15 protein-coding genes are annotated in these 16,534 nt (G+C 37.2%); 12 read left to right on the top strand and 3 right to left on the bottom strand.

What is annotated here, in order from left to right; genetic code table 11:
- Window positions 1-54: 54 nt before the first annotated feature.
- On the bottom strand, window positions 55-1,935 hold the full coding sequence (gene mnmG / locus MMY79_RS06360; protein WP_252612573.1) for a tRNA uridine-5-carboxymethylaminomethyl(34) synthesis enzyme MnmG: 1,881 nt from the start codon (window positions 1,933-1,935) through the stop codon (window positions 55-57).
- A 232-nt stretch (window positions 1,936-2,167) separates the two neighbouring features.
- On the opposite strand from mnmG, the gene MMY79_RS06355 reads away from it, so the two are divergent.
- The 11 genes from MMY79_RS06355 to MMY79_RS06305 all read left to right on the top strand — a co-directional run bounded on the left by MMY79_RS06355 (window position 2,168) and on the right by MMY79_RS06305 (window position 12,690).
- Window positions 2,168-2,461 carry a hypothetical protein gene (locus MMY79_RS06355; RefSeq protein ID WP_252612572.1) on the top strand — a complete coding sequence of 98 codons (294 nt, stop codon included), beginning with the start codon at window positions 2,168-2,170 and terminating at the stop codon, window positions 2,459-2,461.
- A gap of 155 nt (window positions 2,462-2,616) precedes the next feature.
- Window positions 2,617-3,522, top strand: coding sequence for a 50S ribosomal protein L11 methyltransferase (prmA, locus tag MMY79_RS06350; protein WP_252612571.1), 906 nt, complete (start codon window positions 2,617-2,619; stop codon window positions 3,520-3,522).
- A 13-nt stretch (window positions 3,523-3,535) separates the two neighbouring features.
- Complete coding sequence (locus tag MMY79_RS06345; protein WP_252612570.1) at window positions 3,536-4,381, top strand: zinc-ribbon and DUF3426 domain-containing protein; 846 nt, start codon at window positions 3,536-3,538, stop codon at window positions 4,379-4,381.
- 377 nt (window positions 4,382-4,758) lie between these two features.
- Entirely contained in the window at window positions 4,759-5,028 is a 270-nt protein-coding gene (fis, locus tag MMY79_RS06340) for a DNA-binding transcriptional regulator Fis (RefSeq protein WP_001086304.1), read from the top strand.
- Window positions 5,029-5,113: 85 nt separating this feature from the next.
- Complete coding sequence (purH, locus tag MMY79_RS06335) at window positions 5,114-6,688, top strand: bifunctional phosphoribosylaminoimidazolecarboxamide formyltransferase/IMP cyclohydrolase (protein WP_252612569.1); 1,575 nt, start codon at window positions 5,114-5,116, stop codon at window positions 6,686-6,688.
- 124 nt (window positions 6,689-6,812) lie between these two features.
- Window positions 6,813-8,096, top strand: a complete 1,284-nt coding sequence (purD, locus tag MMY79_RS06330; RefSeq protein WP_151743192.1) for a phosphoribosylamine--glycine ligase — start codon at window positions 6,813-6,815, stop codon at window positions 8,094-8,096.
- Between the two features lie 488 nt (window positions 8,097-8,584).
- Complete coding sequence (locus MMY79_RS06325; protein WP_252612568.1) at window positions 8,585-9,457, top strand: MetQ/NlpA family ABC transporter substrate-binding protein; 873 nt, start codon at window positions 8,585-8,587, stop codon at window positions 9,455-9,457.
- 75 nt (window positions 9,458-9,532) lie between these two features.
- The gene (locus MMY79_RS06320; protein ID WP_004791425.1) at window positions 9,533-10,558 is read left to right on the top strand and encodes a methionine ABC transporter ATP-binding protein; all 1,026 of its coding nucleotides are present in this window, start codon (window positions 9,533-9,535) and stop codon (window positions 10,556-10,558) included.
- On the top strand, window positions 10,555-11,250 hold the full coding sequence (locus MMY79_RS06315; protein WP_003652516.1) for a methionine ABC transporter permease: 696 nt from the start codon (window positions 10,555-10,557) through the stop codon (window positions 11,248-11,250). Before MMY79_RS06320 ends, MMY79_RS06315 begins: the two co-directional genes overlap by 4 nt.
- Window positions 11,251-11,409: 159 nt before the next feature.
- Entirely contained in the window at window positions 11,410-12,141 is a 732-nt protein-coding gene (gloB, locus tag MMY79_RS06310; RefSeq protein ID WP_252612567.1) for a hydroxyacylglutathione hydrolase, read from the top strand.
- A gap of 345 nt (window positions 12,142-12,486) precedes the next feature.
- Window positions 12,487-12,690 (top strand): hypothetical protein, encoded by a 204-nt coding sequence (locus MMY79_RS06305; RefSeq protein ID WP_003652518.1) that lies wholly within the window; start codon window positions 12,487-12,489, stop codon window positions 12,688-12,690.
- A 167-nt stretch (window positions 12,691-12,857) separates the two neighbouring features.
- On the opposite strand, the gene MMY79_RS06300 is transcribed toward MMY79_RS06305, so the two are convergent.
- On the bottom strand, window positions 12,858-14,156 hold the full coding sequence (locus MMY79_RS06300; RefSeq protein ID WP_252612566.1) for a dicarboxylate/amino acid:cation symporter: 1,299 nt from the start codon (window positions 14,154-14,156) through the stop codon (window positions 12,858-12,860).
- Window positions 14,157-14,602: 446 nt separating this feature from the next.
- Window positions 14,603-15,175 (bottom strand): TetR/AcrR family transcriptional regulator, encoded by a 573-nt coding sequence (locus tag MMY79_RS06295; RefSeq protein ID WP_252612565.1) that lies wholly within the window; start codon window positions 15,173-15,175, stop codon window positions 14,603-14,605.
- 133 nt (window positions 15,176-15,308) lie between these two features.
- Here MMY79_RS06295 and MMY79_RS06290 point away from each other — a divergent pair, with 133 nt between their 5' ends.
- A complete protein-coding gene (locus tag MMY79_RS06290) occupies window positions 15,309-16,511 on the top strand; it encodes an MFS transporter (RefSeq protein ID WP_252612564.1) in 1,203 nt (400 codons plus the stop codon).
- Window positions 16,512-16,534: the final 23 nt, after the last annotated feature.

Raw genomic sequence — 16,534 nt, 5'->3', positions numbered from 1 at the left:
GGAACAGAAAATAAAAAAGCCCAGTCTTAACTGGGCTTTTTTACATTTAAAAGATTAAGCTGTTTTCTTAACCATATTGTTCTTACGAATTGTGATCATTACAAGCTGAACTGCTGCTGGTGTAACACCAGGAATACGGCTTGCTTGAGCTAATGTTTCAGGAAGAACTGTTTTCAACTTCTGGGTAATTTCACGCGATAAACCAGACACTACGTCATAATTAAAATCACTAGGAATTTTAGTTTCTTCAAGACGCTTTAACTGTGCTACATCTTCGTGTTGACGGTTAATATAACCTTCGTATTTCACAGCAATCTCGATTTGCTCACCAACTTGCTCAGAAACTTCAGAACCCGTAAGTTCTGCAATTTGACCAAAGTTAATATTAGGGCGTTTAAGCAAATCAATTGCACTACATTCTTTACTTAAGTCAGCACCCGTCATTTCAACGAATTTTTTACCCATTGGGTTATTTGGTGCTGCCCACAAATGTTGTAAACGAGAAGTTTCACGCTCAACTGCTTCCATTTTTTCACAATAAGCAGCCCAACGCACATCATCAACCAAACCAAGTTCACGACCCACAGTCGTTAAACGTTGATCTGCATTGTCTTCACGTAGCATCAAACGATATTCCGCACGCGAGGTAAACATACGGTACGGTTCTTTAGTTCCTAAAGTGATAAGGTCATCAACCAACACACCCATGTAAGCTTGGTCACGCTTAGGTGTCCACTCTTCTTGCTCCCATGCACGGCGCGCAGCATTTAAACCAGCAAGTAGACCTTGAGCACCGGCCTCTTCATAACCTGTTGTACCATTAATTTGGCCAGCAAAATATAGACCATTAATCGCTTTAGTTTCGAGAGTGAATTTCAAAGCTTGCGGATTGAAATAATCATATTCAATCGCATAGCCTGGACGCAAAATATGCGCATTTTCCATACCGCGAATAGAGCGAACAAGTTCAAACTGCACATCAAATGGAAGTGAAGTCGAAATACCATTTGGATAAAGCTCGTGTGTATCTAAACCTTCTGGTTCCAAAAATACTTGATGTGAGTCTTTATCAGCGAAACGGTGAATTTTATCTTCGATTGACGGGCAGTAACGCGGACCAACACCTTCAATAACACCGGTATACATTGGTGAACGATCTAAACCACCACGAATAATGTCGTGGGTTTTTTCATTCGTATGCGTGATATAACAATTTACTTGTTCTGGGTGCATAGAAGCATCACCCATAAACGACATGACTGGAGACGGGAAATCACCCGGCTGTGGAATCATGACTGAAAAATCAACCGAACGTGCATCAATACGTGGTGGAGTACCAGTTTTTAAACGACCAACAGGTAGTTTTAATTCGCGTAAACGTTGAGCAAGTGCAATAGAAGGTGGATCACCCGCACGACCACCGCTTGATTTTTCTAAACCAACGTGGATGACACCACCCAAGAATGTACCCGTAGTCAACACAACAGTTTTCGCGTCAAAGCGAATACCCATTTGGGTAACAACACCTTTAACCGTATCACCTTCAACAATTAAGTCATCTGCTGCTTGCTGGAAAATATCAAGATTTGCTTGATTTTCCAAAGTCTCACGGATGGCAGCTTTATAGCGCACACGGTCAGCTTGAGCACGTGTTGCACGCACTGCTGCACCTTTACGTGAATTTAAAATACGGAATTGAATACCACCTTTATCGGCAGCTAAAGCCATTGCACCGCCAAGTGCATCAATTTCACGTACTAAATGCGACTTACCAATACCACCGATTGCTGGGTTACAACTCATTTGGCCCAAAGTCTCAATGTTATGGGTCAAAAGCAAAGTCTGTCGTCCCATACGCGCAGCAGCAAGGGCCGCTTCCGTACCTGCGTGACCGCCGCCGATAACAATAACATCATAAACTTTAGGATAGTGCATGAGTACAAAAACACCAGAAAAAAAAGACGGAACATTATAGCAAAATTATCTGCTTATTGATGTACATAATTACAAAATTGTCTTCACATGATTTACGGTACTCCACATGTTTTGACATTTTGTTGCATGAATTCAATACAAAGTGAATGTTTTTAAGATTTTTTCATCTTAGAATAAAAAATGTACAGCACTTCTACGACTTTAAAATTAACGCAACGAGAAGGAACACAAAATGAAAACGACTATGTTAAAAATCTTAACCGCATCTCTTCTTTGTTTTTCAGGCGTAACGTTGACCCACGCTGCGACGAATCATACTGCTAAATCGACTCATGTGGCTAAATCAAGTAAAACAGCTAGCCATGCTGCAGATTCAAGCAAATCAGTGACGCAAAAACAACTTAGAGCTTGTGTAAAAAAACAGCAAGGTGAATGGGTATCTTATAGCCATAATGGTGTAACCTTTAATGGTACTTGTGAACCAAACGAAAACGGTAAGCTACAATTTAAAGCCCCTGCTCCTTAAGCGGTTTTGACATAAGGTAGAGAAGAAGTCATTTATTTTTCGCCATATCTCATCAGTATTTTCAAAGACGGCTCATTAAAGATGAGCCGCTTTCTTTTTTAAAACGGTCTAGTCCGCTACAATACGCCTTTAAATAAAATTTTTAGGTCCTTTTTGTGAAGTGGTTACAAATACACATTACCGTTGATCAAGAACAAGTTGAGTTCACAGAAACACTTTTAATGTCTCTAGGTGCGGTAAGCGTAACTCTGGATGATGCTGAAGATCAGGCTTTACTTGAACCATTACCAGGTGAAACACCTTTATGGAACAAAGTAATTGTGACAGGCATCTATCAACAAGACGAACAAGACCCAATTGATGTCGACACTTTAGAAGCTTTCTTAAAAGCTCAACTTCCAGATGCTCCTATACGTCATGAAGAACTTGAAGACCAAGTATGGGAACGTGCATGGATGGATTATTACGAACCAATCCAAATTGGGGAAAAGTTCTGGATCGTACCTGAATGGCTAGAGCCACCAGAAGCTGATGCAACTAACATTAAATTAGATCCAGGTCTTGCATTTGGTACAGGTAACCATGCGAGCACCTTCTTATGCTTACAATGGCTAGGTAAAACTGACGTTAAAGATAAGATTGTGATTGATTATGGTTGTGGTTCAGGCATTTTAGGTGTAGCTGCTTTATTGTTAGGTGCTAAAAAAGTATATGCCACTGATATTGACCCTCAGGCTGTTTTAGCAACAAAACAAAATGCTGAACTTAATGGTGTATTAGATCGACTATATGTAGGCCTTCCTGAAGAATTTGATCAAGAGTTCAAACCTCAGCAAGCAGACGTTTTAGTTGCAAACATTTTGGCTGGTCCATTAATGGCACTTGCGCCAGAGTTTGCAAATTTACTTAAATCTGACGGTGAGTTCGCACTTGCAGGTGTAATTGAAGAGCAAGTTACTGATGTTTCACGTGTTTATTCTGAATTTTTTGATATATTAGATGTCGAAAAACGCGAAGAAAACTGGTGTCGCATTTCAGGAAAACGTAAAACAATAAATTGAGATTTTTTAACTCATGAATGAAAAACAAACCCGCTGTCCTAAGTGTTTAACAGTTTATAAAGTATCTCTTACTCAATTGACTGTTGCTCAGGGTATGGTTTGTTGCCCTAAATGTGATTCGAGCTTTAATGCTCTCACCCATCTAATTAATATAGAAAACCCTGTCATATCTAACTCATCTACATTAGCCAACGGTTCAATGCAAACGAGATATATGACACATTCACATGTATTAGATATCTTTGATCAAAAAGTTGAAAATTCGAATATTGATCTTTTAACCTATCTCAACAACTTAAATTATTTTCACAACGAACCTATTAATGCCCTACCAAATCTTAATTTAGCTGAACAAGCTTCCTCACAAGAACAAGACAATAATAAAAAGCATAGTTGGCTGTACTACACGCTCTGGAGCTCTGCTAACCTAATTTTAATTTTAGTTTTTACTTTTCAAATTCTCTGGTTTAATCCCAAGCTTATGCATGCAAGCCCGACCGTTAGCCATGCATTTAATTATGTTTGCGAAATAATGCACTGCAATCAGTCAGCCGAACAATATCAACTTATTTATATAGAGAAATTAAAACTTCGCAAAGTTGACACAAGTCATACGCAATTCTCAGGCATATTGCTTAATCAGAATGATAAAAGTATTGAACTTCCCAACCTAAAGTTAAGTTTTACAACAGAGCCAAACAAAACAGAAGAAATTATATTAACTCCTCAACAATATCTTGTTGAAAACTTACGGGGTATTCAGCGCATTCCCTCTGATACTCCTTTCCGATTCCAATTTGAGCTAAACAAAAGCAAAAAAAGCCTATTAAATTATCGATTAGAAATTGTCCACCCCTAAAATGTAAAAAAAGTGAAAAAAAAATGAAAAAAAATGCAGTTAATTTGCTCACTTTTTCCTAGACAATGGTATGATACGCGCCACGAAAGCTTTGACTCATATACTCCTCGCTCTCAATCCAAAAAAAAATACTGTTAAGCATGTGTGCTTTTCTACTTTAAGCACATAGCCTAACTTTTTTTGTTTTTGAGGGAGCTGTAACAAATATTTAACTATTGTTACGCTTATTTTTTATTCAATACGAAGAAATATGGCAAGCTAATTGTTCTTATGTTTTAGAGTCACTGTTTTAGGATCTAAAACAGGACTCCGTATTTTTAGACCACATTTATATACTACTTTATCCAAGCTAGTATTTGATTTTCGGATTAACTCGCATGAATAGCAAATCTCCTATTTTTACTGCACAATCTGATGTTGCTCTTCGCATCCACGTGGATCGCGCAGTTCGTCATTATTTTGCACAATTGCAAGGTGAGCAACCATCTCAGGTATATGACATGGTGCTAGCAGAAATGGAGAAACCTCTTTTATCTGTAGTTCTTGAATATACACGTGGTAATCAAACCCGTGCTGCAGAGATTCTTGGACTCAACCGTGGCACTTTACGCAAAAAGTTAAAAGCTCACGGTTTAATGAGTGAATAAATGATAAAATGCTCACGACTTCGTGGGCATTTTTTTATGCTTATTGGTTTTAATCCGTAGACTTGAAATTGTTGAATTAAACATCATGACTATTAAACGTGCTTTGATTTCTGTATCTGATAAGACAGGAATTGTCGAATTTGCTCAAAACCTTGCAGCTTTAGGGGTAGAATTATTATCTACAGGCGGCACATACAAGTTGCTTAAAGATAATAATATCGCAGTTGTTGAAGTATCTGAACATACTAGCTTCCCTGAAATGATGGATGGTCGTGTTAAGACATTACATCCAAAAATTCATGGCGGTATTCTTGCTCGTCGCGGCTTAGACGAAGCAGTAATGGAAGAACACAACATTGATCCGATTGATCTAGTTGTTGTAAACCTTTACCCATTCGCTGCAACAGTTGCAAAACCTGACTGTACTCTTCCTGATGCAATCGAAAATATCGACATCGGTGGTCCTACGATGGTTCGCGCAGCTGCTAAAAACCATGCTTCTGTAGGTATTGTAGTAAATGCTTCAGATTACGACACCGTAATCAATGAATTAAAAACTGCTGGTTCACTTTCTTATGAAACACGTTTTGATTTAGCTGTTAAAGCATTTGAACATACTGCTCAATACGACGGCATGATCGCTTCTTACTTAGGCGCTCGCGTTGGTAAGACCGAAGGTGAAGCTGATTTATTCCCTCGTACGTTCAATACTCAATTGAACAAAGCACAAGATCTACGTTACGGTGAAAACCCACACCAATCTGCTGCATTTTACGTTGAAGCAAATGCAAAAGAAGCATCAGTTTCTACAGCAAAACAGTTACAAGGCAAAGAATTGTCTTATAACAACATTGCTGACACAGATGCTGCGCTTGAATGTGTTAAATCATTCGCAAAACCTGCTTGTGTAATTGTAAAACATGCTAACCCTTGTGGTGTTGCTGTTTCTTTAGACGGCATTAAAGCTGCTTACGATTTAGCTTATGCGACTGACCCGGAATCTGCTTTCGGCGGTATCATTGCATTTAACCGTGAGTTAGATGTTGCAACAGCTCAAGCAATTGTAGAACGTCAATTCGTTGAAGTGATTATTGCTCCAAGTATTGCTGATGGCGTGCTTGAAGTTACTGGCGCTAAGAAAAACGTACGTGTTTTAGTATGTGGCGAATTACCTGCGATTGACGCACGTGCACCACAACTTGACTACAAACGCGTTAATGGTGGTTTATTAGTTCAAGATCAAGACTTAGGTATGATTACTAAAGATGATCTTAAAGTAGTAACTAAATGCGCACCAACGGAACAAGAAATTGATGACCTCATCTTTGCTTGGAAAGTTGCGAAATATGTAAAATCAAATGCAATTGTTTATGCGAAAAATCGCCAAACTATTGGTGTTGGTGCAGGTCAAATGAGCCGTGTTAACTCAGCTCGTATTGCTGCTATTAAAGCTGAACATGCTGGTTTGGTTGTTGAAGGTGCTGTAATGGCATCTGATGCATTCTTCCCGTTCCGTGATGGGATTGATAATGCGGCTAAAGCTGGCATTAAATGCATTATTCAACCAGGTGGTTCTATGCGTGATGAAGAAGTAATCGCAGCAGCTGATGAAGCTGGTATTGCAATGGTCTTCACTGGTATGCGCCATTTCCGCCACTAATTTAAATTTAGTCCTCCCTAACCCTCCTTTTATTCAGGAGGGTTTTCCACAATAATGGAGCTAACTCTCCACCTTGAGGGATAGAGGGAGATGAAAAGGATTAAAGTTAAGGAACAAATTAAAAATGAATATTTTAGTTTTAGGTAGTGGTGGTCGTGAACATGCTTTAGCATGGAAAATTGCGCAAGATACCAATGTTACTCAAGTTTTTGTTGCGCCAGGTAATGCTGGAACTGCCACAGAAGACAAATGTGTTAATGTTCAACTTGATATTTTAGACAACTCAGCAATTATTGCTTTTGCTAAAGAAAATAATGTTGATCTTATTATTGTCGGTCCAGAAGCACCATTAGTTAATGGTGTAGTAGATGCTGCACGTGAAGCAGGTTTAAAAATTTGGGGACCTACTCAATATGCAGCGCAGCTTGAAGGTTCAAAAGCATTTGCTAAGCACTTTTTAAAGCGTCACAACATTCCAACTGCTTTCTATGACGTTTTCACTGAAGTAGATGCAGCTAAAGCTTATGTTGAAAAAAATGGTGCACCAATTGTAATTAAAGCCGATGGTCTTGCTGCTGGTAAAGGCGTAATCGTTGCAATGACCAACGAAGAAGCTTTCGCAGCAATTGATGACATGCTTGCTGGCAACAAATTTGGTGATGCTGGTTCACGTGTTGTAATCGAACAGTTCCTTGCGGGTGAAGAAGCTTCTTTCATTTGTATGATTGATGGTAAAAATATTTTACCAATGGCAACTTCACAAGATCACAAGCGTATTTTTGAAGGTGATCAAGGTCCTAACACCGGCGGTATGGGTGCATACTCTCCTGCTCCGGTTGTAACTTCTGACATTTTCGAACGCGTTATGTCTGAAATCATGCACCCGACCGTAGAAGGTATGGCTGCTGACGGACATGTTTACACTGGTTTCTTATATGCTGGTCTAATGATTGATGAGCAAGGTCAACCACGTGTGATCGAGTTTAACTGTCGTTTTGGTGACCCTGAAACTCAACCGATCATGATGCGCTTAAAGTCATCTCTTGTTGAATTGGTAGAAGCTGGCATTGCTGGTAATTTACCAAAAGAAGCTGAATGGGATGAACGCAAGTCAATTGGTATTGTACTCGCAGCAGAAGGCTATCCTGATAGTGTCCGCAAAGGCGATGTAATTTCAGGTATCGGACAATCACCGGAAGATACCAAAATTTTCCATGCAGGCACTGCAACTAGTGAAGATGGTCACATTGTGACTTCTGGTGGTCGAGTTCTTTGTGTAACAGCATTGGGCGACAGCGTTCTTGAAGCACAAATTAATGCGCTAGAAGTATGTGGTCAAGTAACCTTTACTGGTATGCAATATCGTAATGACATTGGCTACCGCGCAATTGCACGTGAAAAAGCTTAAAAATATCACAAGTTTAAGATCCTAAAGAAAAGCCTCTATATAGAGGCTTTTCTTTTGTGTACCACGATATAAGAAAATCATATAAATCTTAGTAGTTTGCTAAAGATATCAACAAATAGAAAAGAAGCCCCCTATATCAAGCACACTTTTATTGATATCATTAGCATAACGTTGGAACTGCCAATAAACACTGCTGTTTTAATAATTTTCATAAGACTTGCTCTACACACTATGAATGTAGAGAGTTTTTTAATGTTCTAAATTTATGAACACTCATTTGGCTACAGTTTGGGGATTAACTGTTTGGGGAAACAGTTTTTTGTTTGTAAAACAATTACCCTCTCTTACGGCCAAAGTATGCAAGCAAATTATGAACCCCTGAAAAAGATACCAGAGTTTAAATCTGTTGTAATTCCAACTCCTCCCTTTTCATATTGATGTAGATCAATAGTTATTTTTCTATATCTCCTCAATCAGGACTTTTTTAAATGAAAAAGCTGATCAGCCTTTTTTTAAGCATGTCAGTAGTACTATTGGCAGCATGTGGTAAACAAGAAGGTTCTCCACAAACAAATCAAAACAATGATAGCTCCCAAGTACAAACGGTAGTAATTGCTTCTACAGGTTCAGATGCTGATATCTGGCGTTATATCGCAACTTTACCTGAAACCCAAGCTGCTGGTTTAAAGTTAGAAGTGAAAAACTTCACAGACTATGTTTCGATGAATACAGCCATTGCAAACAAAGAAGTAGATCTGAATGCTTTCCAGTCATATTCATATCTTGTTGCATTTAATAAATCAAACCAAGATAAGATTGCACCAGTTTCTACGACATATCTTGAGCCAATGGGTATTTACTCGAGTAAACACAAAAAAGTTGAAGAACTACCAGAAGGCGCAATTATTGCAATCCCAAATGATGCTGCCAACGAGGCTCGTGCTTTACTTTTATTGCAAACAGCTGGCTTAATCAAACTTAAAGCTAATTTTAATCCTGCTCAAGGTAGTCCAAACGACATCATCGAAAATAGCAAAAAGATTGATATCAAACCAATCCAAATGGCAACTGCATTACGCATTAAAGACGAAGTTGATGCCGTTGTTCTAGGTAACACCTTAGCAATGGAAGGTGGTTTGAACGCACTCAAAGATTCTATTTTCTATGAACCTGTTGATCAAAGCACACGACTGAATGTCAACGTTCTTGCAACTGCTGATTCACGCAAAAATGATGCTGTTTTGCAAAAAGTTGGGCAGCTATATCACAGTGCAGCAGCTAAAAAATATGTAACAGAGCGTTTTGGCGGAACAAAAGTTGACGTAGATCAACCAATCAGCTATCTCTCAGAAGCTAAATAGTAATATAATAGCGGAAACGTGAAACAGGCAAATTCTCTTTGCCTGTTTTTTCTTTCCAGCATAGCTTCTGACGATATGATTCAATTTAAAAACATTTCAAAGCACTATCAGCTCAAAAGTCAAACCATACGCGCACTCGACCAAATCAATTTAGAGATTCCAGAGGGCAGTATTTTTGGCATCATTGGCTATAGTGGTGCAGGTAAAAGTACCTTAATCCGCCTGATCAACCTACTTGAGCGACCAACAGAAGGTCAAATCATTATTAATCAGAAAGATTTCACCGCTTTGGATGCGCGCTCATTACGTCAGGAACGTGCAAGTATTGGAATGATTTTTCAGCACTTCAATTTGCTACAAACCAAGACGGTTGCTGAAAATATTGAAATGCCAATGCGTCTACTGAATTACAACAAGGTAGAACGTGAAAAGCGCTTAAATGAGTTATTAGAATTCATTGATCTTAAGCATAAAAAAGATGCTTATCCAGATGAACTTTCTGGCGGTCAAAAGCAACGTGTCGGTATTGCCCGTGCTTTAGCAAATCATCCAAAAATTCTTTTGTGTGATGAAGCAACCTCTGCTCTAGATCCGCAAACAACCAAGTCAGTTTTAGAACTGCTGAAGAAAATTAATCAAGAGCAAAAAATCACGATTGTTATGGTGACCCATGAAATGGATGTCATTGAAACTATTTGTGATCATGTGGCTGTAATGGAAGCTGGTAAAGTCATTGAACAAGGTTCAACGATTGATATCTTTAGCAAACCTCAACATCCAACGACTAAAAACTTCATTCAAACTGTTTTACATCAACAGTTGCCTGTGAATATTTTAAATCAGCTCGAAAACCAGCATCATCATAGTATTTACTGTTTACAATTTTTAGGGCGTTCTGCTCAAGAACCTGTAATTCAATCACTCATTAAACAATTCGATATTAGCTTAAATATTTTATTTGCCAACATGACTGAAATTAATGGAACAGTTATTGGTCAAATGTTTGTTCAGCTTTTAGGTGATCCTCAGCTCATCAAACAGGCTATTGAGTTTTTGGAACAAAATGAAGTAGGTGTAGTTCAATCAGGAGATCAAGTATGAGAGATTTAATCGTACAGTGGTTAACTGAACTTACTCAACCTTTCTGGCACAGTTCCCTTTCTATTGATCAGTTCGTTACAGCTTTGCAAGAAACCTTTCATATGGTTTTCTTCGCACTTTTGTTTGGTGGTATTTGGGGATTTATTCAGGGAATTATTTTATTAGTTACCCGCCCAGAGGGTATTTTACCGAATAAAGTGATTTATCATTTACTTAATCCAATTGTAAATGCTTTACGCTCCCTCCCTTTTATCATTTTACTTATTGCAGTAATTCCTCTTACTAAACTATTAGTAGGTACTTCAATTGGTACATGGGCGGCTATTGTTCCATTGACTATTTATGTTGGCCCATATATGGGACGTCTGATTGAAACTTCATTACTTGAAGTCAATGAAGGAATTATTGAATCTGCTCAAGCAATGGGTGCTACACCTTGGCAAATTATCTCTCGCTTTATTTTGCCTGAAGCACGTAGTTCACTCATTTTAAACCTCACCACAGCGACAATCAGTCTTATTGGCGCAACCGCCATGGCTGGTGCAGTTGGCGCAGGTGGTATTGGTGATTTAGCAATTTCTTATGGTTATCAACGTTTTGATACAAGTGTTGTGATTTTAACAGTCATTATCCTATTACTATTAGTACAAATTGTACAAACGCTAGGGAACTGGCTCGCTAAGCTCCGTTAAGTTACCTATACAAAAAAAGCTCTCTTCTAGGGAGCTTTTTTTGTTTTATATAACCCCTTTCTTAAAGACAGTTGAGTGCATGGCTCAATAACATTTTCTGGTATGATCAGACTTAGTCATTATTCATTTACTCTTTGGATTTAGTTTCAGGATAAAACAATGCGTTACAGAATTCATTTTATTGATGTGCAGAATGCTCTCCAAAACTATATCTGGATTTTAGAAGATACTGAAACCCAAGAAGCTGTAGCAGTTGATCCAACAGAAGCAGAACTAGTCACTCAATTTTGTCAGAATCATCAGTTAAAATTAAAAGAAATCTGGCTTACTCATTGGCATAAAGACCATATTGGTGGTGTCGCTGGTTTAACAACTGCTCAAAATATTACTGTCTATGGCCCACGTGATGAGCTCACAAAAATTCCGGGAATTACTCACCCCTTACAACATGACGATCATCTAAAATTTAATGATTTAAAAGTAGAGATTATTGCAACCCCAGGTCATACCTTAGGACATATTGTCTATTTTATTGAAGAGTTAGAAGCTGTATTTTGCGGTGATACCTTATTTGCAATGGGATGTGGTCGATTATTTGAAGGCACAGCCGAACAAATGTATCACTCACTGAGTCGTCTGGCAGCATTACCAACCCACACAAAAGTATATTGCACACATGAATACACGCTTTCAAATGCGGAATTTGCTTTAACGGTAGAACCGCACAACCATGCCCTATCAGAACGAGCCGAAGAAGTCCGTGAGCAACGTAAACAAGGATCAATCACCCTACCAAGTACGATTGAGCTTGAATTAGCAACCAACCCATTTCTTCGCGCAGAAAGTGTTGAAGACTTCGCCCACCTACGTGCTCTTAAAGATAATTTCTAAAGTTAAGCTTTTAAAGAGGATACAATTTCATTTTAAAAATTATATCCTCTTGCTTATTAATAGTTACCTGTAATTATTTTTTACATTTAATCTGTTTTTTATTTGCTCATTATTCTAAAAATAACGTTGAATTTATATTTTTTAAAAACACTCAAGAAAGCAGCTTTTTAAATATAAAATTATTGTTTTTTAGATACATAACACATTTATAATTTTATAAAAGTAAAATCTTTTCTTACTTTTTTACAAGTTGCAAAATAAAAAAAAGTTTTACCCCTTTAAAAAATCTAATTAAAACCCTATTAATAAATAAGATGTAATGCCACGGATAGAAGGAGTTCTCACGTGAAAAAGGTTGTTAAAGCTAAAAATTTGATTGCGTTTCGTATTTGGTTAGAAAAGTTAGGGTATTCAGTTAAAAATCTTGCTGACGGGAAAGGTTTTACTTTTAGTTTTAAAAAAGAATATGGTTTGGTGACTTGTGAGTTAGCCGGCAATTCATTGGCAATGCAATTAGGTGAAGAGTTTGAGGATCACTTAAAAGCATAATTTTTCACGACTTGATTTTAATTACAGCATTGTCTTTCTTGAAAGATAAGTAATATTGCAGAACTTTAGAATGGCTTAATTAAAATATATTTTTTAGTTATTAAACAAAAAATCTGTAGCAGGGCTACTCTCCCAAATTGCCCTTAGCTACAGATTTTTTTGTAAGGTTAATCTGCTTTATGGTTCTTTAATGCTTTATCAAGAAGATCTTTATCTAAAGCCTTATCCCAACGTGCCACCACAATTGTTGCGCAAGCATTACCAACTAAGTTTGTTAATGCACGGCATTCAGACATAAAACGGTCGATACCAAGAATTAAAGCCATACCCGCAACAGGAACAGCCGGCACAACTGATAGAGTTGCAGCTAAAGTAATAAAGCCTGCACCAGTCACCCCTGCTGCACCTTTAGAACTTACCATTGCAACAAGAAGCAATGCAATTTGTTCACTAATTGATAAATCTACATTACATGCTTGTGCAATAAACAGAGCTGCCATAGTCATATAGATATTTGTACCATCAAGGTTAAATGAATAACCTGTTGGAATGACCAAACCGACCACCGATTTTTCACAGCCTGCTTTTTGCATTTTGTCCATTAAAGATGGCAAAGCTGCTTCTGAAGAACTTGTTCCTAAAACCAACCAAAGTTCATCTTTGATATAACGAATTAAATGAATAATTGAGAAACCGTTATAACGAGCTACTGCACCTAAAATAACTAAAATAAATAAGACTGCAGTGATATAGAACGTCATGATTAATAGTAATAAATTACCAATTGATTCAATTCCATACGCACCGATTGTGAAAGCCATTGCACCAAAAGCACCAATTGGAGCAAGCTTCATTAACATACCAACCAAGTAGAAAACTGGAGCTGTTAAGTTATTTAAGAAATCGGTAATTGGACGTGCTCGGTCACCCAAAGCAGCCAAAGAAATACCAAATAGTACTGCTACAAATAACACCTGCAAAATCTCGCCACCAGCCAAAGGACTGACTAAGGTCTGCGGGATAATATTCATGAAGAAATCGGTAATATTTGTTGCATGCGCCTTTTCAACATAAGTATTTACTTTGTCGTTGACTAAGGTAGCAGGATCAATGTTAAGGCCTTTACCCGGTTGGATAATATTTGCCACAATCATACCAACCACAAGAGCCAAACTTGAGAAGGTCAGAAAATAGAGCATAGCCTTACCAGTCACACGGCCAACTCGGCTCATGTTTGTCATACTGGCAATGCCTGTAACAACAGTTAAAAAGATGACGGGAGCAATAATCATTTTAACGATCTTGATGAATGCATCACCAAGCGGTTTTAAACTTTCGCCAAGTTCTGGGTAAAAATGACCAATTAAAATGCCCAAAATAATTGCAAAAATGACCTGTACATACAAAATTTGGTGAAATTTCTGTTTTTTCTGTACCGTTTCTTGGTCAAGGGTATTGAAATCCATTATCTAAATACCTTTTCGATGGGGATAAAAAAATAAAATATAAAGCAAGCACCACAAGCCGCTTTATCAAGGAAAAGCCATTGTAAAGAATAAAAAACGGCCTGTGTTATAAATTTAAAAAATGTCAAATTAGAAAATCATGCATTAAATTGTATAGAATACTTTTTATTTTTAGATTTAAAAAATTTAAAAAACAACTAGAATTTACTATAAGTAATTATTTAGTTTTAATATTTTTGATAAAAACAAGGGTAAAAACACCTATACAAACTTAATTACACCATCACACCCTACCATTTATTTAATAAATGATTTTGTTAAAAACATGTAAATTATAAATTATGAAAATTTAATTTAAAAATAATAAGAAAAATTGATATATAAATATTTAACAAGAAAAAGCGTCTATTTCCTGTTAAATATTTAGGTTAATAGGTCGCGATAAATTAATTAAAATTGGGATGAGTCTTAAATAATCGCTCTAATAAAATATGGACATAGTCTAAGTTTAATGCACGATCAGTGAATAAAATGCGAAATAACATAGGTGCAATAATAGCTTCAATAATTTCTTGATTTTCTAAAGTTGATTCACCACGTTTTTTAGCTCTTTCTTGAATAATATCAAGTTGTTGAATAATTAAAGTTTCACACTTTCGAGCATTTGAAGATTCAGTTGCATATAACAGATCACGTAGCAATGTTTGTCCTACTTCAGAAGAATACTCTTCGAAATATTGTTCAACCCATGCCGTGATATCAAGCTGAAATGAGCCTAAATCTTTTGGCTCCATATCCGGTTTCAATTCATTAAGGGCTACATCTGAAAATAACTGATTGATATCTCCCCAACGGCGATAAATTGTAGAAGGTGTTACTCCCGCTTCATGAGCAATCATGGGTATAGTAATTTGGCTTTGCTCCAAGTTTTTTTGAAGCTCTTTTACTGCTTGATGTACCGCAGTTTGAATTCTTTCACTACGACCGCCAGGGCGCAACCCAGTAACAACTTTTGCCATTAATTAACTCTACTTCAATAAAAACGATTAAAATAATATTTGTATATACAAAATACACTAAAGCTAATGATTTGCTTTAGTGTAAAAATCATGTATAAAAGCTAAATATTCGCTTTTATGTTATTCATCTTATATGAACAATTCAAGTTCAAAACGGTCTGGATCAGTTTTTCAGCTAGATTCAACAGTGGCGTTGACCTTAAACACAATCACGCTCATGACCTTTATGGCGGCGTCTAGTGCCCCTACGCCTCTATATCGCTTGTATCAACAAGCATGGCAATTTTCGCCTGTTACTTTAACTTTAATTTTTGCCACCTACGCGTTTACCTTACTTGCCTCTTTACTCATTATTGGTTCTTTATCTGATTATATCGGACGTCGGCCTGTCATTATTGCAGCGATTTTTTTGCAAATGGCTTCAATGAGCTTTTTCCTTTTTGCCTCCGATGTTTCTATGTTATTTATTGCACGTGGCTTGCAAGGTATTGCAACAGGTCTTGCCGTTTCTGCAATTGGAGCCGCAATTTTAGATTTCAGTAAGCATCATGGTTCGCTAATTAATAGTATTGCTCCAATGGTCGGCATGGCAGTAGGAGTTTTTATTACATGTTTTATTCTGCAATTTTCAGCTCAACCATTACATTTGGTTTTTGAACTTTTATGTGTTTTGTTTGCATTTGAACTTATTCTAAGTTTTTTTAACCCTGAAACTGCAAAAAAAAGATCGGGTGCACTTGCTTCTTTAAAACCCAAAATGGCTATTCCTCATCAAGCAAGAAGTGCTCTATTAAGTATTAGCCCTATTAATATTGCGCTTTGGATGGTCAGTGGTTTTTTCTTATCACTTATGCCCTCTTTGCTAGCAAAAATTTTTCAGACATCTTCAGCTTGGCTAAACGGTATTATGTTTATGGCTCTTGCACTCTCAGGTGCAGCAGGGATTCTGACACTTAGAAAATCTACTAATTTTCGTATTTTACTCACGGGTACTTTATCCATCATCATTGGTGCAACCGTTTTATTTTTAGCAATTAATTTTACAAGTGCCGTGGTTCTATTTATTGGTTCTATTATTACCGGAGTAGGTTTTGGTACAGCTTTTATGGGAGCAATCCGCACAGTCATGCCCCTCGCTTTACCTGAAGAACGTGCAGGTTTAATGGCTGCATTTTTTGTTGAAAGCTATTTGGCTTTTAGTGTTCCAGCAATTCTTGCAGGCTACTTTGTGGGTAAAATCGGACTTATGAACAGTGCCAATATTTATATAAGTTTAATTATTGGTCTTGCACTGATTGCCCTTCTCATGATTTTTAAAAATATTAAAAACAAATAATGATTTAAAAAATAGCCTCCATT

It is taken from the genome of Acinetobacter sp. XS-4 (genome assembly GCF_023920705.1).
Taxonomy (GTDB): domain Bacteria; phylum Pseudomonadota; class Gammaproteobacteria; order Pseudomonadales; family Moraxellaceae; genus Acinetobacter.
This window is presented reverse-complemented; position numbering and strand designations above follow the sequence as displayed.